The 19,646-nt window shown below is 37.0% G+C and carries 22 protein-coding genes and 1 riboswitch; of the genes, 4 read left to right on the top strand and 18 right to left on the bottom strand.

The annotated features are described in order from the left end of the window. The first annotated feature begins 572 nt into the window (after positions 1-572). Positions 573-998: a CotD family spore coat protein gene (locus AC1DCY_RS18845; RefSeq protein ID WP_477352651.1), complete on the top strand. Its 426-nt coding sequence runs from the start codon at positions 573-575 to the stop codon at positions 996-998. Between the two features lie 145 nt (positions 999-1,143). Here the strand turns inward: AC1DCY_RS18845 and glnA are convergent, their stop codons facing one another. The 3 genes from glnA to AC1DCY_RS18860 form a co-directional block, all read right to left on the bottom strand. Continuing rightward, positions 1,144-2,478, bottom strand: a complete 1,335-nt coding sequence (gene glnA / locus AC1DCY_RS18850) for a type I glutamate--ammonia ligase (RefSeq protein WP_477352653.1) — start codon at positions 2,476-2,478, stop codon at positions 1,144-1,146. Between the two features lie 84 nt (positions 2,479-2,562). Further along, positions 2,563-2,937, bottom strand: coding sequence for a MerR family transcriptional regulator (locus AC1DCY_RS18855; RefSeq protein ID WP_477352654.1), 375 nt, complete (start codon positions 2,935-2,937; stop codon positions 2,563-2,565). Positions 2,938-3,235: 298 nt separating this feature from the next. After that, a complete protein-coding gene (locus tag AC1DCY_RS18860; protein WP_477352656.1) occupies positions 3,236-4,486 on the bottom strand; it encodes a methionine gamma-lyase family protein in 1,251 nt (416 codons plus the stop codon). Positions 4,487-4,763: 277 nt separating this feature from the next. Here AC1DCY_RS18860 and AC1DCY_RS18865 point away from each other — a divergent pair, with 277 nt between their 5' ends. Beyond that, positions 4,764-5,369 carry a trimeric intracellular cation channel family protein gene (locus tag AC1DCY_RS18865; RefSeq protein WP_477352658.1) on the top strand — a complete coding sequence of 202 codons (606 nt, stop codon included), beginning with the start codon at positions 4,764-4,766 and terminating at the stop codon, positions 5,367-5,369. A 298-nt stretch (positions 5,370-5,667) separates the two neighbouring features. Continuing rightward, positions 5,668-6,162, top strand: a complete 495-nt coding sequence (locus AC1DCY_RS18870) for a HEAT repeat domain-containing protein (RefSeq protein ID WP_477352659.1) — start codon at positions 5,668-5,670, stop codon at positions 6,160-6,162. A 62-nt stretch (positions 6,163-6,224) separates the two neighbouring features. Here the strand turns inward: AC1DCY_RS18870 and AC1DCY_RS18875 are convergent, their stop codons facing one another. The 7 genes from AC1DCY_RS18875 to skfA form a co-directional block, all read right to left on the bottom strand. Next, positions 6,225-6,602, bottom strand: coding sequence for a thioredoxin domain-containing protein (locus AC1DCY_RS18875; protein WP_477352660.1), 378 nt, complete (start codon positions 6,600-6,602; stop codon positions 6,225-6,227). Then, positions 6,580-8,052 carry a sporulation killing factor system integral membrane protein gene (skfF, locus tag AC1DCY_RS18880; RefSeq protein ID WP_477352661.1) on the bottom strand — a complete coding sequence of 491 codons (1,473 nt, stop codon included), beginning with the start codon at positions 8,050-8,052 and terminating at the stop codon, positions 6,580-6,582. The genes AC1DCY_RS18875 and skfF overlap by 23 nt, the downstream gene beginning before the upstream one ends. Next, a complete protein-coding gene (locus AC1DCY_RS18885) occupies positions 8,045-8,767 on the bottom strand; it encodes an ABC transporter ATP-binding protein (protein WP_477352662.1) in 723 nt (240 codons plus the stop codon). Before AC1DCY_RS18885 ends, skfF begins: the two co-directional genes overlap by 8 nt. A 22-nt stretch (positions 8,768-8,789) precedes the next feature. After that, positions 8,790-9,263 carry a CPBP family intramembrane glutamic endopeptidase gene (locus AC1DCY_RS18890; protein ID WP_477352684.1) on the bottom strand — a complete coding sequence of 158 codons (474 nt, stop codon included), beginning with the start codon at positions 9,261-9,263 and terminating at the stop codon, positions 8,790-8,792. Further along, positions 9,152-10,300, bottom strand: a complete 1,149-nt coding sequence (locus AC1DCY_RS18895; RefSeq protein WP_477352664.1) for a hypothetical protein — start codon at positions 10,298-10,300, stop codon at positions 9,152-9,154. Before AC1DCY_RS18895 ends, AC1DCY_RS18890 begins: the two co-directional genes overlap by 112 nt. Before the next feature lie 18 nt (positions 10,301-10,318). Beyond that, complete coding sequence (gene skfB / locus AC1DCY_RS18900) at positions 10,319-11,512, bottom strand: sporulation killing factor system radical SAM maturase (protein WP_477352665.1); 1,194 nt, start codon at positions 11,510-11,512, stop codon at positions 10,319-10,321. 70 nt (positions 11,513-11,582) lie between these two features. Next, a complete protein-coding gene (gene skfA / locus AC1DCY_RS18905; protein ID WP_477352667.1) occupies positions 11,583-11,756 on the bottom strand; it encodes a sporulation killing factor in 174 nt (57 codons plus the stop codon). A 268-nt stretch (positions 11,757-12,024) separates the two neighbouring features. Between skfA and AC1DCY_RS18910 the strand changes: the two genes are divergently transcribed. Next, positions 12,025-12,219 carry a response regulator transcription factor gene (locus AC1DCY_RS18910; RefSeq protein ID WP_477352669.1) on the top strand — a complete coding sequence of 65 codons (195 nt, stop codon included), beginning with the start codon at positions 12,025-12,027 and terminating at the stop codon, positions 12,217-12,219. Positions 12,220-12,321: 102 nt separating this feature from the next. Here the strand turns inward: AC1DCY_RS18910 and cobT are convergent, their stop codons facing one another. The 8 genes from cobT to AC1DCY_RS18950 form a co-directional block, all read right to left on the bottom strand. Beyond that, a complete protein-coding gene (gene cobT / locus AC1DCY_RS18915) occupies positions 12,322-13,374 on the bottom strand; it encodes a nicotinate-nucleotide--dimethylbenzimidazole phosphoribosyltransferase (protein ID WP_477352670.1) in 1,053 nt (350 codons plus the stop codon). A 114-nt stretch (positions 13,375-13,488) separates the two neighbouring features. After that, a riboswitch (cobalamin riboswitch) is annotated at positions 13,489-13,665 on the bottom strand. A gap of 141 nt (positions 13,666-13,806) precedes the next feature. Then, the gene (locus AC1DCY_RS18920) at positions 13,807-14,676 is read right to left on the bottom strand and encodes a DMT family transporter (RefSeq protein ID WP_477352672.1); all 870 of its coding nucleotides are present in this window, start codon (positions 14,674-14,676) and stop codon (positions 13,807-13,809) included. A gap of 263 nt (positions 14,677-14,939) precedes the next feature. Continuing rightward, positions 14,940-15,242 carry a rhodanese-like domain-containing protein gene (locus AC1DCY_RS18925; protein WP_053483203.1) on the bottom strand — a complete coding sequence of 101 codons (303 nt, stop codon included), beginning with the start codon at positions 15,240-15,242 and terminating at the stop codon, positions 14,940-14,942. 99 nt (positions 15,243-15,341) lie between these two features. Beyond that, a complete protein-coding gene (gene hfq, locus AC1DCY_RS18930) occupies positions 15,342-15,572 on the bottom strand; it encodes an RNA chaperone Hfq (protein ID WP_049668557.1) in 231 nt (76 codons plus the stop codon). Positions 15,573-15,662: 90 nt separating this feature from the next. Further along, entirely contained in the window at positions 15,663-16,565 is a 903-nt protein-coding gene (gene miaA / locus AC1DCY_RS18935; RefSeq protein WP_477352674.1) for a tRNA (adenosine(37)-N6)-dimethylallyltransferase MiaA, read from the bottom strand. Beyond that, positions 16,552-17,466, bottom strand: coding sequence for an alpha/beta fold hydrolase (locus AC1DCY_RS18940; protein ID WP_477352676.1), 915 nt, complete (start codon positions 17,464-17,466; stop codon positions 16,552-16,554). The genes miaA and AC1DCY_RS18940 overlap by 14 nt, the downstream gene beginning before the upstream one ends. 3 nt (positions 17,467-17,469) lie before the next feature. Next, complete coding sequence (locus AC1DCY_RS18945) at positions 17,470-19,116, bottom strand: glycerol-3-phosphate dehydrogenase/oxidase (RefSeq protein WP_477352678.1); 1,647 nt, start codon at positions 19,114-19,116, stop codon at positions 17,470-17,472. A 103-nt stretch (positions 19,117-19,219) separates the two neighbouring features. Continuing rightward, the coding region (locus AC1DCY_RS18950; RefSeq protein WP_477352679.1) for a hypothetical protein at positions 19,220-19,646 on the bottom strand (427 nt) is incomplete at its 5' end.

Raw genomic sequence — 19,646 nt, forward strand, 5'->3', positions numbered from 1 at the left:
TTTCGCTGAATTTCGAGGTGGGATTCTTGTACCTGACGCTTCGCCGTTGATACAGATAAATTACTGTCCACTAATGCGAGATAAAGATAGAATACGGATAAAATAAAAAAAACATCCCTCTAAAAAGTAATAAAGGAATGCCCAAACACTACTTTTTTATAATTAACATCCGCAATGCAAAATTTCTATTCAAAGTCATAGCTATAAAATATCATAAACCAACAATACATCGGTTAATTCTACAACAAAATGCATTTTTATTCAATCCATAAAAATTTGTTATTATTATAATTCTCTTCTAATTATCCGCACATCTTCTTTGTATCATTACCATTCAACAAAGATCAATTTGGCCTCGGCATAATTGCGTCTGGACGCTTTAACTTCTCTCAGCGGGTGTCCAAACATCTGCTGAGAGAAGTTAAAGTTTGGTGAAACTCTCCATTAATCATACCTATTTTGATTGCCTAAGAGATTTAACCAGCCCTTAATAGGCATACAAATAGACCATACTGTCTTTCATCTCATATGTTAATTATGAACCACAACTTATCAAAACAGGAGGTTTTACCATGCATAGACGTATGCATCATCACCATGAAGGTCCACATTGTTGTCCGCCACAAATGTGCCCAACTCAATTTGATCCACCGCATTTTTGTCCGCCAGAGGAATTCGTTCGCACTAATTACATCCATACGGTCGTACCTCATGTACAACCAGCACATATTACAACAGTTAACAAACATATAATTGATCATCAATATCATTTCCCTTGCACTGAATGTGTAGTGGAAGAATGTTGCGAAACTCATACACTTTGCGAGATGCCACCTGAGCCATGCCATATGCCACATCATCATATGGGACACCATCACCATCACATGGGCCATCATCATATGGGTCATCATATGGGCCATCATATGGGCCATCATATGGATCATATGTGCTGCGATCATATGGGCCATCACATGGGCCATCATCATATGGGCTATTAAAAATGAAGCGATGAGGTTAGTAATACCTCATCGCTTCATTTTTTTAATAGCATACTCCTATGAAAATACCTATTTCTATCTTTTCTATTGATCTCTTAATTTCATAAAAAACCGAGCACCTATACTAGGCACTCGGTTAATATTTTTAGTACATTTTTAAATATTGATCGCGTTCCCATTGGTGTACTGTTGTACGATACATGTCAAACTCGATTTCTTTTGCCTCTTTAAAGTTTGCATAGATATGCTCACCTAAAGCTGCTTGCGCTACTTTGTCTTGAGCAAGTAATGCTAAAGCATCGTCAAGTGCTGGTGGTAAGTTTGCGATACCATTCGCTTTACGCTCTTCATCAGACATCACGTAAATGTTACGGTTAATAGCAGCTGGTGGTGTTAAGCTGCTGCGAATACCTTCAAGACCAGCTTCTAAAATAACAGCCATTGCTAAATATGGATTAGCAGATGGGTCCACTGAACGTACTTCTACACGAGTTGAAAGACCACGTGCTGATGGGATACGAATAAGTGGTGAACGGTTTTGAGCTGACCATGCTACATAACATGGCGCTTCATAACCTGGTACAAGACGTTTATAAGAGTTAACTGTTGGGTTTGTCACAGCTGTGAAGCCTTGAACGTGAGCAAGGACACCTGCCATGAATTGCATTGCTGTTTCAGAAAGACCTAGTTCAGTAGATTCATCATAGAATGAATTCTCTTTACCTTTAAATAATGAAACGTTGAAGTGCATACCAGAGCCAGCTTCACCGAATAATGGTTTTGGCATAAATGTAGCATGTAAACCGTGTTTACGAGCAATTGTTTTAACAACTAATTTAAACGTTTGGATATTGTCACAAGCTGTAATTGCATCTGCATATTTAAAGTCAATTTCGTGTTGTCCTGGAGCTACCTCATGGTGAGATGCTTCAATTTCGAAGCCCATTTCTTCTAGCTCTAATACGATATCACGACGGCAGTTTTCGCCAAGATCAGTTGGTGCTAAGTCGAAGTAACCACCGTGGTCATTTACTTCTAGTGTTGGTTCACCTTTTGCATCTAATTTAAATAAGAAGAATTCTGGCTCAGGCCCTAAATTGAAGCTTGAGAAGCCCATGTCTTCCATTTTTTTAAGGATACGTTTTAAGTTGTTTCGTGGGTCACCAGCAAATGGCTCGCCTTTAGCAGTGAATACATCACAGATGAAACGTGCTACTTTCCCTTTTTCAGAAGTCCAAGGGAACACTACGAAAGTATCCAAGTCAGGATATAAATACATATCTGATTCTTCAATACGTACGAAGCCCTCAATAGATGAGCCATCAAACATCATTTTGTTTTCTAGAGCTTTGTCTAATTGGCTTACAGGAATCTCAACATTTTTGATTGTGCCAAGAATATCCGTAAATTGTAGACGTATAAAGCTTACGTTTTTTTCCTCGATTAGACGTTTAATGTCCTCTTTTGTGTATTTACCCACAGTTTTCCACACTCCTATAAAATGTCTAGCTTTTTTATCATTACTCTACCCTATTAATATAGTAATTAATGATGTTGCTTTTTATTAATAGAATCGAGATAAATCCCCACGACGGATGGATGATTTTTGCATGCGCTGCGCTTGAAGCATTTCCTCACGCATGATGCGACGTAATTCTGAGTCACTTAAATTAGGTTCACCTGTTGAAACAGGTTCAGTCTTTTTAACGAACAGCTTTTTAATTTTTGCCATGTTCATGCCCTGTTCCAAGTAGTCTTTAATTTCCAGCAGTGTATCGACGTCATTTAATGAAAACATTCGACGGTTGCCTTCTGTTCGGTGCGGCTCTATTAAATGGTGTTCTTCATAATAACGAATCTGACGTGCCGAAAGCTCGGTCAATTGCATTACGATATTCATAGATAATAACGGCATAGTTCGTCTAATTTCACGACTCATTTAAGTCCCCTCCAATACCTGCTAATAATATAACGAAAAATTTACACTGTCAACCACTCATGTAAGGTTTCCTAACATGGATTTAAATAATTTTTTTGAACTGACGAAAAATTGTAGAAAAACAAAATTTTTATCCTATCGCAGGGATTGATTTCAGTTCTGACTTGGCTCTTTCCTGGGGGGGCGATATCCAATCAACTTATATACATATCTATGTTTTAACAAATAAAATCTTCAACTTTTCATCCATAAATAAAAAACTATTCAAAATGGAAATTTTGAATAGTTTTTTCGCTATCTATTTTTGGATTTTTTGAACAGCACTACAAATTGCAAATTTTACGTGCTCGTATGTTAACCCACCTTGAATAAATGCTGTAAATGGCGGACGAATAGGACCGTCTGCTGTAAGCTCAATACTGGAACCTTGAATGAATGTTCCAGCTGCCATGATGACATCATCCTCATAGCCAGGCATATACGCCGGCTCTGGTGCATAATGCGCATTGATTGGTGAGTTCGCTTGAATTTCACGGCAAAAAGCAATCATTTGTTCCGCGGTTTGGAAAGAAACCGATTGAATTAAATCCGTACGATTAGCATCATAGCTAGGTGATGTATTCATGCCAAATTCTCCTAGAATAGCAGCTGTGAAAATGGCACCTTTTAATGCTTGAGATACAACATGTGGCGCAAGGAAAAATCCTTGATAGAAATCACCAAGCGTATTTAATGTTGCCCCTGCTTCAGCACCAATACCTGGTGATGTCATACGATAAGCACATTTCTCTACTAAATCTGCACGACCCGCAATATAACCACCAATTTTCGCTAAGCCTCCACCTGGATTTTTAATGAGCGAGCCTGCCATTAAATCAGCACCAACCTCTGTCGGTTCCTGTGCCTCAACAAATTCACCGTAGCAATTGTCAACGAAAATAACTGCATTTGGTGCTAACTCACGGATTTTCGCACACATTTCAGTAATTTGTGAAATAGTAAAGGATGGGCGTGTTGCATAGCCCTTCGAACGTTGGATAGCAATCATTTTTGTGTTCGGTGTAATTGCAGCTGCAACACCATCCCAATCGATCTCTTGATTATCGATTAAATCCACATGACTATAACCGATTTTATAATCTTTTAACGAGCCAGTATCCTTATCGCCACCATCGACTATTGATTGCAATGTATCATACGGCTGACCTGAAATATAAAGTAATTCATCACCAGGACGAAGCACTCCGAATAAGCTAAGTGTGATTGCATGTGTACCAGAAATAATTTGCGGACGTACAATGGCAGCCTCCGCTCCAAAGACCTCTGCATAAACTCGTTCTAGATTATCACGCCCCTCATCATCATAGCCATAACCATTAGATGGATGCAGATGATAATCACTTACTTGATGCTTTCGGAACGCAGCAAGCACTTTTTGTTGATTGAAGAATGCCATGTCTTCTACCTTTGCATGAAAAGGGCGTACCTTTTCTTCTATTTTAGCAGCTAACGCTAGTGTTTCTTCTGATAAATTGGTTGTAAAAGTCATTATGTTCTTCTCCATTTCACATTTGTTCAAATCTTATCTTAACAATTTGTGAGCTTGCCTGCAAAATTTGCATTTATTTCTGATTTTCATTAGGCGCTAAACTTAATGGCGAACTTAATCTATTTAATTCTGCTATAATAAGATATTTGATAATTCCAAATCGTAAGTCGATACTTTTTTCGCAAAAACTACTAGATACAAAAAGGTAACTTTAATGTTTTCTAGATTGTAATCTACAACAACATGAAATGATTTATTCACATAAGGGGTGAAAGGGTTGGCTTGGGAGTTTTTTAGTATCATCGGAACAATCGCCTTCGCTATTTCCGGGGCAATAATTGCAATGGAGGAAGAATACGATTTATTCGGTGTATATATACTCGGTATCGTAACTGCTTTTGGTGGTGGAGCTATACGAAATCTACTCATAGGTTTACCTGTAACAACACTGTGGGGGCAAGACATGATGTTCCAAATTGCCATTGCAGCCATCACAATTTTTTTCTTATTTCCACATCGACTCATCCAACATTGGCATCGTTGGGGCAATTTCACTGATGCTATTGGATTATCAGCATTTGCGATTCAAGGTGCACTTTATGCTGTGAAGCTCGACATGCCTATTAGTGCCGTTATTGTAGCTGCTGTCTTAACAGGGTCAGGTGGTGGAATTATTCGCGATTTATTAGCTAGACGACAACCATTAGTCCTCCGGGATGAAATCTATGGTGTTTGGGCAGCACTAGCCGGGCTTATCATCGGACTTCAACTATTTTCAGGGGATATCTTTTTATATGTCTTATTTGGTGTGATCACAGTACTAAGAATATTTTCATATATGAGGAAATGGCGTTTACCGTTACGGAGGTTGCATCGGGCATAGCTCAAAATTTATGCAATGCTAGATGCTGTTATATGTATCTAGCATTCTGCTATTGTCAGCTATTCTACACCATGTCTAGCTGAATTCCCACTCTCCAATAGATAATTACATCCATTTATGATAATATTATGTACAGAATTGAATCTACGTAAAAAATATAGTCGTTAAAATCAGGTGTGCTTTATTTATTGAAGACAATCTTTCCATGGAATTTATATTACTAAAATTGTTAAAGCAGTTATGACCGAATTCCTTATTTTTTTGCTTATTTATTTAATTTAAGGGAGGCTACACTAGAATGGATATAGAACTTCAACAATTGAAAAGCCCTAATAAGGAAGTTGCATTACAAGCCATACAGTCAATTGGACGTAGGGCAGAGGATGCGCTACCGATTTTAAAGGAAACAATTCAGACAAGTAAAGATGAAGATTTAGTGACAATGGCTATTATCGTGTTGGGGGAAATGGGAAATAAAGCTTCTACTGCTATTCTTGACATTATTCCAAAATTGGAAGATTCCAATGAACAAACTAGAATGGCCGTTGCCTTAAGTTTAATACGAATAGGGCGAGCTAGCATTGTTTATTTAAGAGAATTCATTTCAAACAACACGAATCGAAATGCTCTTCTTTGGGCAAGCTGGGCGTTAACAATGATTGATCCTAAAGAGGTCGATGAATCAGCATTATCTATACTTGTTGACCATGAATCTACCACTACTAACATCATTGAAAAGTCAGCTGCACAAGAAGCACTGGCAAAATTAATTGGACGAGAGTTAACAGATTAACGTTTTTCAAATAAAACGAAACGCAAGAATGTGGTTCATTTACATTCTTGCGTTTTCTTATTTTAAAGCGCATATTGCAGTATTTTATCTTCAATTCCCTGTAAATGAATGATTGTAGTTAATTCATCTTTTCCAAGCACTAAAAGAGTCGGAACAAATCCCGATTTAGTCATTGCCAAAAGCTGATGCTCATTATCATAACATACTGACAATGTAATATCCTTACTATCTACAGATGCCTCAATTCTTTCCTTCACAAGATCCTCTTCACATAATGGAACATGTACGGTCGTGATAGAGCAATAGTTTCGAATAGCATTTAACTTTTGCAATAATATATGGCAATACTCACAGCTAATGGACCAAAAATAGATTAAATCTAAATCTTTGTCCAAAAGAGGTTGATAGTCGACTAATTTATCCAAAATTAATTCCTTCATCTTTCCTCGCCCCTTTAAATTTTTGATTATAACGCTTATTTACAATAGCTATACCTCCCATAAATAAAGCAATCATAAGAAAAATTACAATTGCTATGAAGTGACTTTGTATGTTATAAATCAAGAGCAATATCATACTGCATAAAATGGTTAAACTGATGATTTTTTTAAAATATGACGGTCCAGTCACATCATCAACTACTATCATGTTAAAAAAGACAAATATCCGCAAAATAAGAACGAGAACAAATAACAAATTAATCATTAAAATATTTGTCCACATAGATATTGTCTGTATCAATGGCACAAGGCTTAATACTATTACCGTACATAGAGTAGGCAGCATAGAGGTTAACTCTATCGTGATAACTTTACTTAACATACTTCCTGGCGTAGTCTTAATTGTATTTGCATGATAATGCCGCACTACACTGGTCATATAGCCACTAAGTATTGTAGACATTATAAAAAAACCAAATAGAATATAGTAAAAGTGAATAGAATAGTTTAAAATCAAATAACTCATTATACTTGTTATGACAAGCTGAACAATTAAACTCTTATAATTTTTTCGTAATAGCAATAATTCAAACCATATAAATGATAGCTTTCCATCTAAAAACTTTCCTCCCCACCAGCTCGAATAATTTGAGTGACCCCTAAAAGAGGCGACGAAGGAATTAAAATCCTCATGTTGTGACCAAAAGTCTGCTTCAAATAATAATTTTTCTTTAAATTTTGTTGTTCGAGTAAAAAAGAAAATGATAAAAAGACAAATGATTATTATACACGAGAGAATGATAAGAGAATTTGTAGTGAGTGTTCCATTTAATAGATCACCTAGCTCAGCTATAATACTAAAAGAAGAGAGATTAATACTTCCATTATAGATAAAGAATGAAAGTACTGTATAACCGCTTATTAATAAACCTAATAGTACATAAAAAACAAGTAATGATAAAAAGCTCCCCCTCACTGTTGAGCAAGTAAATGCAAGTAGCTCATAAATGAGAATGATGGAGAAGCTTATAACGGCATACGAAAAAGCACCAGGCTCTATAGAAGTGCTCGCAAATAGCAATATGCAATCTACTAGCAATGCAGAAGCTAGCCAAATCGTTAAACGCGGTAAAATTTGAGCTATGAATAGAGCTATAAACAGTAAAAACATTGGTTTTGGCACTGAATATATCCAAGTAAAATCATGTAATTTAGAGGGTAATCTATTGGAGATAAGTCCAAAAAATGCACTAGCTAAAAAAAATCCTATTATAAGCCATCCATGAATGAAATTATTATTCTCACTATTAGTTGTTAATAAATACAGGTGGATTGAACATAGACCTATAAAAAAAATAATACTGGCCAGAAAAAAACTACTTGTTCTCAGGAAATAATTTTGAATTTCCCGAACATATTGTTTTAATTTCAGTTCTATAATCTCAGTCATAGATTCCTACCGTTCCCCCCAGCTCTTTTATAATTTGGTTACTCCATGCATCCATTTCCGCTTTTTCCTTTGGAACTTGCTTCATTCCTTTAACATGCCCCTTTTCCAAAAGCAAACAATTATCTGCAATTTCTTGAATAAAATCAAGACTATGAGAGGAAACGACAATTGTTTTATCTTTATTTTTTTCAGATAGAAGCCAATTTCCCAGCCATTGTCTTGAAGGAATATCCAGTCCATTTGTAGGCTCATCAAATATATAAAGCTCTGCCTTTTGAATATACGCTGAAGCCAGCACGACTCTTTGTTTTTGTCCTTTTGATAAATTCCCACTAGTTCGATGAGATAATTCCGTCATTTGTACAGCCTCTAGAGCCTTATAAACGGTTTCTTCTAAGAGCTTGCGCGGTATTCCGAATGCTTTTGCCTTGAATTGCAGGTGCTCGGCAACTGTAAGAGTCGGAAAAAGATGAGCCTGATCAGGTACATAGGCTGTCAGAAATTTTGCCTTTTCTGAACCTGGAAGCTCATCATCAATAGTAATAACACCTGACTGTGGCTGCAGCAAGCCTGCAATACACCGAAGCAATGTCGTTTTACCTGCGCCATTAGCCCCGAGTACCCCCATTATTTCTCCAGAGGGAATTTGCACATTAATATCAAAAATGCCATTATCCTGTTGATACATCTTCGTTAATTGTTTGATATTCAACATCTAATCACTCCTATATTACCACTTAATCTCCTGTCCCCTGCCTAATTGGAGAGTTAGTAGAAGAATATACACGCTGCTTTCGTTTACTGAGCTTGTAATCGAAAAGAGGAAGAGAAATTAACATAAAATTATGAATAAAATGTGCTATAAAGGCTGCTAAAAATCCATAGTGAATAAATACATAACCGAAACCAACGCCTATTACTACTAATTGCAGCCAACGAAAAACGGGTGGTGAAAAGCCACGACCTTGATGTAAAAAGGCCCATAGTACAGATGTTATAGCTACAGCTAAAAATTCATTATGAAATAGCCAAACAAATAGAGAAATACCCAGTAAACGATAAATAAGCTCTTCAAGTAGCGAACTTTGGGTACTTATACTTACAGCTTGTCGATATTTAAAGCCAGAAAGATATGTTGAGCGTGAAGACAGCTCAGGTGAAACACGTAAAAGCCCCTTTTGCTGGAATACATAAAATACAGCTGTCGAAATCGATAAACAAATAAACCAATGCCTATCCCAGCAAATAATTGATGTAATGGATTATCGAAAAACTGATAGCCATTTATTCTCAGTAAATTGAAGCCTGCAAATGACACAATAAAGGTGAGAAAGCCATATGCGATGATCCCCATTAATGCAGATAACATACTAACAATATAAATAGATTTTAATGTTAATCTCGAATCGAACGCGTTGACCACACTTAATTTGATATCATCTACTGCTGTTAATACAATAGCTAGACTCATGATTCCAACTAGTAGTAGGCTATTGAATAATCCAGTCACTTGAGTAGTATAAATAAGAGCAATAATGGCAATAATGGTTGCCGCCAACGAAGCAATAAAGCTCGTTAAATTTAGTGCACTTTCCTGATATTCTTTTCTTACAATGGATTGGATATTATCTGTATTTATATCTATATCATTATAGATTTGAGTAATACGGTTATCTTCCACAATCACATTAAATTTCATGCGTACTTTATTATGTTCAATTACATACCAATAATTTCTAATTTTCGAGAAATCCTCTGTTCTCTCCCCTTCTCCTGTCGCTTCAACTGAAGACCAAATTTCACCCTTTTCTGCGCTATTTAATATGTTTATTATTTCCATTGGCGTCGATAACATATGTGACAGTTCTCTATAGAGTGAATGATCTCGAATATTTGTATTTAAAAAAGTTATTTCCCTGTTTGCATTAATATTAACGACAATTGAATTATTTTCGTAAATAAAACGTATTCTCCAGGCTTCTATTATCCCCCAATCAAATAAAAGATATCGCCATTTCTCTAATAAATCCAACTGATGCATTCGATTCACTACTTCATAGTCATACCAGTAATTCGAAAATGTTTTCCAGCCTGTAACATCAACACCAATTATATGGTCAATATACTTTGTAGCAATAGCTATAGCTTCGTCTTTAGGCAATAAAGAAGATTCATAGCTGGGCGGTCTAAATCTCCAAAATAAACCAAGAGATACTATACCAGCAATAAGAATAAGTCCTTCAATCATATTAACGATCTCCTTTTATTAAACGTAAGTATACGGTTGGTCTATTTCTTCTGAAAAAACTACTTTTGAGATACAACGGCATGTTGTAGCTTTGTCACATAAGGATAATATATTAGCCGGATTTCCTATTTCCTCTAATGTATTTTCTTGTATATGACCTAAAGAGACGCTTTCTACTTGACACGGTGTAACCAAGCCATCTGCTCTTATATACCATTGAAGGTATCCAGGTGTACTAAATTCTGTGCATCCTCCACTGCCATCACCATCCCACATAGGAATATAAATTCTAGCTCCATATTTTTGATGTGCCTTTTTCAGTACATTCTGTACATATGTATAAGCTTCATCAGTTAATCCAAAGGAGATGCCTTCTGCTCTACCAACAGGTAAGGTGATGCCTGCTCTAAATGCCGCTGCACCTGCTGCCACACTCTCCTCTATAACCTGCTCAATAGACATATAGTTTTTAGGATTAACGGTCATGGCAATGAGTGTAGGAACATTCAAGCTAGAAAGTTTTTTTATAGTATTCATTGATTCCATAAAAGCCCCCTCTTTTCCACGTAAACGATCGTGTATATCTGGAGTTCCATCAATGCTCACCTGTACATATACATTTCCTAAGCTCGCTACAAGATCATAATCACTTTTTCTCCAATTTAAACCGTTAGTAAATAAATTGACATTTCTAAAAAGAGAGCTAGCAGTCGTGATAACATGTTTAAAATTTTTAAGTAATTTAGCTTCTCCTCCCGTTAAAGTAATATCTGTAATACCACGAGTAGCTAATTTATGCATGATTGTAGTCCAATCACTAGCATTCAGTTCCATTTTATGACGTGTTCCAGATGATGAATAGCAAAAAGAACAAAATAAATTACAGCCATTAGTTAACTGTAAAATACAGCTTATCGGAATATATGCCTCTATCGACCCTGTTACCATTAAAGGTGGAACATCATATTTCCAAGTATTCGTTATTGGATGTGCTTCTAACATCACAATCAATTCTTCTTCGGTAATCTTTCGCTTCTTTACTATACTTAGTATAGAGGCAGTTATTTGTAGTGATTGATTTTTTGCTAATAATAATGCTATTTCGACGGCCTCTCCACTAAGGCGAAAATAGTACATGCTTCTTTTTTCAACTAACAATGCCCCATTTGGCTGCAAATGAATATAAAATTCTGGTTGATAATCGGTTTCCAATAGTACAACCACCTTTCGATATACGTATGATAAAAGGAGACTAAATTTTTTAAGCCTCCTCTCATTTTTTCTATAACGCTGCATTAATTGGTGTGACAGGTGGCATACAAACCCTAGTAAGAGGTATAGAATGTGCAGCCCAGCAAGCAGCGCAGCCAACAGATTTAACTAGCGGTCTTATCGTCTGTTTTCCAGCTGCTGAATGCGTTGATTCCCAATTTTTCTTGTTTTCATCTGACTTCATAGGAACACCTCCTCTATACTTTATACAAAACAATAGACCTGACATATTTTTATAAATATTAAATATCTCGCAGCCATTCTGCTTTGTAGTTTACAATCTAGCATAAAAAAAAAAAAAAAAATCCGTATTTCACGACATATAAATTCAATTTTCACAATTTTGTAATTTTTTTAAATGTAAAATGATTAAACCATGTACAAAATATAGGTTAATAAATATATCTATGCTAATGTATGGTTATATAAATTAAAAATGGGAGTGTTTGTATATGGTTAGACTTACACCAAAAGAGTATGAAGTATTGCAACGTGTCGCAGAGGATAAAACAAATAGTGAGATTAGTGAAGAATTAGGCATTGGAAAAAGAACTGTAGAGCATCACATATCCTCCATTATTCAGAAGTTTGGAGTAGAATCTCGTGTGGGAGCTGTTGTTACAGCGATTAAAAAAGGACTTCTGTAAAGATTTGCTTTCGAACTATGTAAGGCAAGCTTAAGACTCCCAGAATGCAGGAGGGAGTCTAGCTACCTATAAATAATCAGCGAGGGCCATTGACATTTCACTTTATTTTAATAGCTGCATAGCTTCCTCTAATGTAGTCATGTTTTTCATCATAGAGCATGCTGCGTCCAAAATAGGAAATGCTAAAGCTGCACCAGAGCCTTCACCCAATCGCATATTCATTTGTAGCATCGGTTCAATTCCGAGCATTTCAGCGGCAATTTTTGCACCTGGTTCTTCAGAGGCATGAGAAGGAATAATATAGTCTTTGACGTTTGGCTCAAGTTCGTATGCAATAAGAGCTGCAATAGTAGAAATAAAGCCATCAATAACAACTGGTTTTCGATGTGCGGCGGCAGCAAGTATTACTCCTGCCATAGCGCCTATTTCTAGCCCTCCAACTTTTGCAAGAATATCAATAGCATCATGACGATTTGGTTTATTTAATGCAATAGCATTGTAAATAACCTCTACTTTATGTGCAATCCCTCCTGGTCCAACTCCTGCACCGAAGCCTGTCACTTCATTCGGATGACACTCGTGAAGAACCGATAATATAGCAGCACTAGGTGTTGTATTACCGATACCCATTTCACCTGTCCCGAGTACATTTATCCCTTTTTTAACTTCTTCCGTAGCTACTTCAATTCCCACTTCAATGGATTGAATGGCTTCTTCCCTTGTCATAGCAGGTCCTTTTGCCATATTGTCCGTACCATATTTAATCTTTTTAATGATGACTCCAGCATCATGCGGAATATCCTCTTTTACGCCAACATCTACTGTGACAATTTTTGCATCTGTGATTTTTGCAATAGCACAGACACCAGTCCCTCCTCTAGGAAAATTTAATGTTTGAAAGACCGTCACATTTTGTGGATTAGGTGTTACCCCTTCATCACAAACACCATGATCTGCTGCACAGACAATTATCGCCTTATTATCAATCGCAGGAAATAGGTCTCCTGTAATTCCGGATAGTTGCACAGCAAGGGTCTCCAGTTTCCCCAAGCTTCCAGGAGGCTTGCAAAGTGCATCTATGCGTTCCCTTGCCTTCTCCATCATTTTGTTGTCAGCACTTTGAATGTTTTGAATCGTCTGTTGTAATAATTGCATGAAAATTTCCCCTTTCTTTTTTGCCCTTGTTACTCGAAGAATGATTTAGAGAAAAAAATAAAAAGCCTGTAGTTTATTCCATAACAAATAAACTACAGACTTTTCCATCGTCTATATAACCGAAGCAGATAGGCAGGTCTCCTGGCTCAATTTCAACATTTCATAGAACCTTCCCAGCACGATGCTAGTGGCATTCTCTATGAAACTCCCTTTTACAGTGGTGGGACCGCTAAAGCTTTTCACTTTATTCCCTATTCTCCCGCAATGGGCACCTAATGCTTTTATGTAATTACTTTAAATCTACGGCAAAGTGGTTTTTGTGTCAATGTTTTAATTTTTTAGAAAACATCACATACAATTAAAGAAGTGTTCCAACATGCCACAAAAATACTTCTAAATTTGGATGTCTGCAAGGGGTTTCTTGTTCGTTTACTACTGTGAAATTCGCTTTGTTTTATCTATTTCACTCAGAAATGTTGCGCCGAGTAATAGAATAGCTCCTATTATTTGTAGGGTCGCCATTTTCTCTCCTATAATCATCGTCGAAATCACTAATGATGTGAGTGGATCAATATAGCTTAAAATAGCTATACTTTGCCCTTTTAGATGACGCATTCCGAAAAAGAACAGAAGGAAGCCGATTCCAGCATGGACAATGCCCAATGCAATAAGTAAACTAAATGATTTTATATCGATTTGCATGACTTGAAACCCATTGGTCCCCAAAAGATAAAGCGCAAGGAATAACGCTGCTAAAGCAAGCTGAATAATCGCATTATCAGGTTCTTTTAATCCACGGATATATTTATTGGTGAATGTGACTATTGTATAGAAATAAGCTGCAACAAGCCCATATACAATACCGATATAATGTTCGCTCGTTTCGGTAGTTTGACTTTGAACGATAAAATACAGACCTACAAGAGCAACACAAACATAAAAAATTTTTCTTAATAATATTTTCTCTTTTAACACTATAGGTGACAAACAAATCACTAGTACTGGCGCGAAATAGTAGCTTAGAGCTGCATTTGCGATAGTTGTTTCCTTGTACGCTTGGAAAAGGAAAATCCAATTGCCGCATAAGGCAAAGCTCGAAAGTACCAATGGCCATTTATTTTGCAAAATAGTTGTTTTCGAAAACCTTTCTTTTTTAGATAGGAAAATCAAAAGTAAAAAACAAGAGCCAATGAGACTCATCCAAAAGGCAATTTCACTTGAAGGCAACTTAATGTATTTTGCAAAAACACCTACAGCTCTAAAAATAATCATCGATAATATAAAAGATAGTTTTCCGCTCATTTCTAATTCCTACTTTCTACATGTATATAGTCTTCGATATACAGTAGAATCTATCGAGAATTAGCAAGCTTTTATTGAATGCCTAAACAGCAGATTCTACTGTAAAGACATTGTTGGGGGTGCTATTGTCTGATACATACTAATCCCTCCTTGCACGTTGCTATCATAACACATTTTTACCAAATAATAGCGAACCACTTTAATCTTTCACCACCCGATTGTATAAGAAAAACCCTCGTATAAACGAGGGTTTCAATCGAACATTATTTAAATTCTAACTCTCCATCATAAGCAAGCATGCCGCCTTCAAGGTTTGTTACGTCAAAGCCTTGAGCTTCTAGGTATGCACAAGCATTTGCTGAACGACCGCCAGCCTTGCAAACGATAATGTATGGCTTAGAAGCATCTAATTCACCTAAGCGCTCAGGGATTGTCCCAAGAGCAATGTGTTGAGCACCAGGGATCATGCCTTGTGCTACCTCATCATCTTCACGAACATCAATAATATATAGGTCTTCGTTCGCATCTAATAGTTCTAATATTTCTGTTGTATCCATAGTTTTCATCTGTGTAGTCCTCCAATATGTCGATTTCCTCTTACATTATAGCCTGTAGGCAAAAAAACAGCTAGTGTCATGAACACTAACTGTTTTACTATAATGTTTCTATTCTTCTGTCTCTAAAAAATCTACTTGCTTTGCTGGAACAAATGTAGAAATAGCATGTTTGTAAATAAGGTGTTGCTTGCTTTCAGCATCTAGTAATAGTACTGTAAAATTATCATAAGATTTCACAGTTCCTTTTAACTGAAATCCATTTAATAAAAACACAGTTACAAAAACATTGTTTTTACGTAGATGGTTTAAGAATGTATCTTGCAAGTTAATTGATTTCATCAAAATGCCTCCTTATACTCTCTTTCTACCTCTTCATTCCTATAGTAGCATGTTCTACCAATTTGGCAATTAGTAATTTTTAGAAATTAATTAAAGTATTTCGTCATTATTAACAAAATATACATCCATTTTGTTTCGGAAGTATGTTAGTTGTCTTTTCGCATAGCGGCGAGAATTTTGCTTTAAACTATCAATGGCTTCTTCTAAAGAACATTTTCCATCTAGGTAATCATATAATTCCTTGTAGCCGATTGCTTGGATTGACTGCACACCTCGTAAATTTTGCTGCCATAAACCTTTTACTTCTTCTAAAAGCCCTTTTTCCATCATTATATCGACACGAAGGTTAATACGATCATAGAGCACTTCACGTGACATATTTTGCCCAAGCCCTATAATCACATGATTATAAAGTGGAACTTCTCCACGATTTTGAGCTTCGGATGCCTTTGAAACGCCACTAAGTTCAATCATCTCTAACGCTCGTATAACACGGCGAGTATTATTTGGATGAATTGTCTCAGCTGTTTGTGGATCAAGTTTTTTTAGCTTAGCGTGCATTGCCTCTGGACCCAATTTCTCTAGTTCTGCATAATAGGCTTTTCGTGCCGCCTCATCTACCTGCTCCTCTGTAAATTGAAAATCATAGAGTACTGCCTGCACATATAAACCTGAGCCCCCTACAATAATCGGTAGCTTACCGCGCGCCTGAATTTCTGCAATTTTAGCTCGTACTAATTTTTGATAGTCTGCTACTGAAAAAGACTCTGTCGGCTCTTTGAAGCTGAGTAAATGATGGGGTACACCCTCCATCTCTTCCTCAGTAATTTTCGCTGTACCAATATCTAAGCTTTGATAGATTTGCATGGAGTCACCGTTGATGATTTCGCCATTATATTTTTTTGCTAACTCAATGCTTAGTGCCGTTTTCCCAGAAGCAGTAGGTCCTACGATTGCTACGACCTCTGCCTGCTGTAATTTATCTTGTATCATATTTTTCTAACCACCGTAATAAAACTTGATAGACTGCCTCTTGATTGTCCTCGTTTAGGATTTCATGGCGCTTATCCTCAAATAAGTAAACCGTCACATCCTGTATGCCCGCTTCTGCCAATTGTTCTGCTACAGCGTATACACCTTGGCCTTGTTCTCCGACTGGATCCTTACTACCACTTATCAATAATATAGGTAAGTCTTTTTTTGTTTTTGCTATCTCTTTTTTACGATTTAACGACATAAAACCTGTTGTTAAATCCACAAAAAATTGATTTGTTGGAATAAAGCCGCAATACGGATCATCTATATATTTTTGTACTTCGTCCTCTGCTGAACATAACCAATCATAAGAAGTCTTCGAATTTGGGAACTGTTTATTAAAGCTTCCAAAGCTCAGCTTATTTAACAACTTACTCTCCGTCTCTTTACCAAGCTGTTTGGCCAATACTTTTGCTACTAAATTCCCCATCGTATGCAATGCTGTAACGTTTCCTGTTCCACAAAGAATCACATTATCCACTTGATCGCTGTACAATTGAATATATCTTCTAGTAATGAACGATCCCATACTATGACCAAATAAAATCAAAGGTACATCTGTAAATTGTTCATGCAATAATGTTACTACTTCATGTGCATCCTTTACGACGCGATCAAACCCATTATCTTCAGCAAAAAAACCTAGTGTGCCATTATAGGCTGCTGTTTCTCCATGCCCACGATGATCATGCATTGTCACTGCATAACCAGCTTCATTTAGGCTATTGGCAAATTTAACATAACGTCCACTATGCTCCGCCATACCATGCAGAATATGAATATGACCAATACATGGCTTCGTTGGCTTTAATGTTCGAGTAAACAGAAAATGGCCATCTGACATTTCAATATAACGCATTGCCTACACTCCTTCCTCCGCAAAATTTGTTGCATCTAAAATTGCTTGCTCAAGTTGAGCGACATAAGTATTTCTTTGTGAATCTGTATAGTTAAAATGTTGTTGCATAACTTGAATGACCTGCTGTTTATATCGTTTTACCGCATCAATATCAAAGTATAATAAGCCTGTTCGACGGATAAAGAAATCACTTGGTGTGTACACCATTTCCGCTTCTATGCCATAAAGTAGCATTGCATGTAGGGCCAGGGGCATCGTACTTCCATATTCATGCAAATATTTCACCTGATTATATAATGCATCAACATTCGTGCCATATTTTTGTACAAGCTGTTTTGCTTCATCATAATTTAGACCATACTGAACGCCCTCTTTAGCTTTATACGTACTATAATCAGTGAAATTGATAGCATTAATGCCTTTTGCACCAGAAAGTGATAACTCACGTGTTACACATGAACTTGCGTGCTTATATTTATGGGTTTTCACAATTTTATCAACGATTGTTTCTGCCATTTGACGGTAGCCCGTTAGTTTGCCACCCGCAATCGTCATTAGTCCACTCGGAGCCGTCCATATCTCATCTTTGCGTGAAATTTCGGATGGATCTTTCCCTTTTTCAAAAATAAGTGGACGCACACCTGCCCACGACGATTCAATCGTATCTCTTGAAATATTTGCAGTTGGAAAGACAGTTTTTGCAGCAGCAATTAAATAATCAACATCCTCTTGGGTAGCGACAGGATGTACAGGGTCTCCCTCGTAAACTGTATCTGTTGTCCCTACATAGGCTTTACCATCACGTGGAATAGCAAAGGCCATACGCCCATCCAATATATCAAAGTACACTGCTTGTCGTAATGGAAAATCCTTTTGATCAAGAACAATATGAACCCCTTTTGTGAGACGCAATTGTTTTTTGTCTACTACTTTATCCTTTTGGCGGACCTCATCTACCCAAGGCCCAGTAGCATTGACGATTTGCGCAGCATGCACTTCGATCATTTTCCCTGTAACATGATCCTTCACTTGTACCCCAACAAGCTTTTTCTTCTCATATAAAAATTCTGTCATCTCCGCATAATTTAGACAAAGCGCCCCATGTTCCACAGCTTTTTTCAGCACTTCAATTGTCAGACGGGCATCATCCGTACGATATTCAACGTAATAACCACCACCAATAAGCTCATCTCGATTGAGTAAAGGTTCTAGCGCTGCCGTTTCCTGAGCGTTTAACATTGTTCTACGTTCATGCTTTTTAACACCTGCTAATCGATCATATACCTTCAGTGCCATTGATGTTGTAAATGGTCCAAGTGAGCCCTTCTTATATAATGGTAGGAGCATCTTTTCAGGTGTTGTCACGTGAACAGCATTGTCATATACAATTTCACGCTCACGCCCAACCTCAGCTACTACACCTACTTCAAGTTGCTTTAAATAACGAAGTCCACCATGAATAAGCTTTGTTGAACGGCTTGATGTGCCAGCAGAAAAATCCTGCTTCTCAATCAAAGCAACCGATAACCCTCTAGATGCTGCATCAAGCGCAATACCAGCACCAGTAATGCCGCCACCAATGACTAAAACGTCAAAGCTATATTGCTCTAAAAAATGCATAATTTTAGGACGATGTTCAAATGAAAACATAACTTTTTTCCCCCATTAGCTATAATTTGAAAATATGTGTAACCTCTATTGCGTATGACAGCCTGTATAACTAGCAATAACTTTAAGCATAGAAATTCTAATGTCATTTGTATAGTTCATCACCATAACGTGTGGTTGATTTCCATTCCGACTGGGCGTTTTGTAGCTGTCGCTTTGCTTTCGCTACAGAAAACATTTGTTGCTGTCGCTTCGCTTTCGCGCAGATAAAACATTTGTTGCTGTCGCTTCGCTTTCGCACAGATAAAACATTTGTTGCTGTCGCTTCGCTTTCGCACAGATAAAACATTTGCCGCTGTCGCTTCGCTTTCGCTACAGAAAACATTTGTTGCTGTCGCTTCGCTTTCGCACAGATAAAACATTTGTTGCTGTCGCTTCGCTTTCGCACAGATAAAACATTTGYYGCTGWCGCTTCGCTTTCGCACAGATAAAACATTTGTTGCTGTCGCTTCGCTTTCGCACAGATAAAACATTTGTTGCTGTCGCTTCGCTTTCGCACAGATAAAACATTT

The organism is Lysinibacillus sp. 10T31 (assembly GCF_056394365.1).

What these genes read in the sequence shown, in the direction of transcription:
- AC1DCY_RS18845 (WP_477352651.1), top strand. Translation starts at nt 573, where the DNA reads ATGCATAGACGTATGCATCATCACCATGAAGGTCCACATTGTTGTCCG.
- AC1DCY_RS18855 (WP_477352654.1), bottom strand. Translation starts at nt 2,937, where the DNA reads ATGAGTCGTGAAATTAGACGAACTATGCCGTTATTATCTATGAATATC.
- AC1DCY_RS18860 (WP_477352656.1), bottom strand. Translation starts at nt 4,486, where the DNA reads ATGACTTTTACAACCAATTTATCAGAAGAAACACTAGCGTTAGCTGCT.
- AC1DCY_RS18870 (WP_477352659.1), top strand. Translation starts at nt 5,668, where the DNA reads ATGGATATAGAACTTCAACAATTGAAAAGCCCTAATAAGGAAGTTGCA.
- AC1DCY_RS18875 (WP_477352660.1), bottom strand. Translation starts at nt 6,602, where the DNA reads ATGAAGGAATTAATTTTGGATAAATTAGTCGACTATCAACCTCTTTTG.
- skfF (WP_477352661.1), bottom strand. Translation starts at nt 8,052, where the DNA reads ATGACTGAGATTATAGAACTGAAATTAAAACAATATGTTCGGGAAATT.
- AC1DCY_RS18885 (WP_477352662.1), bottom strand. Translation starts at nt 8,767, where the DNA reads ATGTTGAATATCAAACAATTAACGAAGATGTATCAACAGGATAATGGC.
- AC1DCY_RS18895 (WP_477352664.1), bottom strand. Translation starts at nt 10,300, where the DNA reads ATGATTGAAGGACTTATTCTTATTGCTGGTATAGTATCTCTTGGTTTA.
- skfA (WP_477352667.1), bottom strand. Translation starts at nt 11,756, where the DNA reads ATGAAGTCAGATGAAAACAAGAAAAATTGGGAATCAACGCATTCAGCA.
- AC1DCY_RS18910 (WP_477352669.1), top strand. Translation starts at nt 12,025, where the DNA reads ATGGTTAGACTTACACCAAAAGAGTATGAAGTATTGCAACGTGTCGCA.
- cobT (WP_477352670.1), bottom strand. Translation starts at nt 13,374, where the DNA reads ATGCAATTATTACAACAGACGATTCAAAACATTCAAAGTGCTGACAAC.
- AC1DCY_RS18920 (WP_477352672.1), bottom strand. Translation starts at nt 14,676, where the DNA reads ATGAGCGGAAAACTATCTTTTATATTATCGATGATTATTTTTAGAGCT.
- AC1DCY_RS18925 (WP_053483203.1), bottom strand. Translation starts at nt 15,242, where the DNA reads ATGAAAACTATGGATACAACAGAAATATTAGAACTATTAGATGCGAAC.
- hfq (WP_049668557.1), bottom strand. Translation starts at nt 15,572, where the DNA reads ATGAAATCAATTAACTTGCAAGATACATTCTTAAACCATCTACGTAAA.
- miaA (WP_477352674.1), bottom strand. Translation starts at nt 16,565, where the DNA reads ATGATACAAGATAAATTACAGCAGGCAGAGGTCGTAGCAATCGTAGGA.
- AC1DCY_RS18940 (WP_477352676.1), bottom strand. Translation starts at nt 17,466, where the DNA reads ATGCGTTATATTGAAATGTCAGATGGCCATTTTCTGTTTACTCGAACA.
- AC1DCY_RS18945 (WP_477352678.1), bottom strand. Translation starts at nt 19,116, where the DNA reads ATGTTTTCATTTGAACATCGTCCTAAAATTATGCATTTTTTAGAGCAA.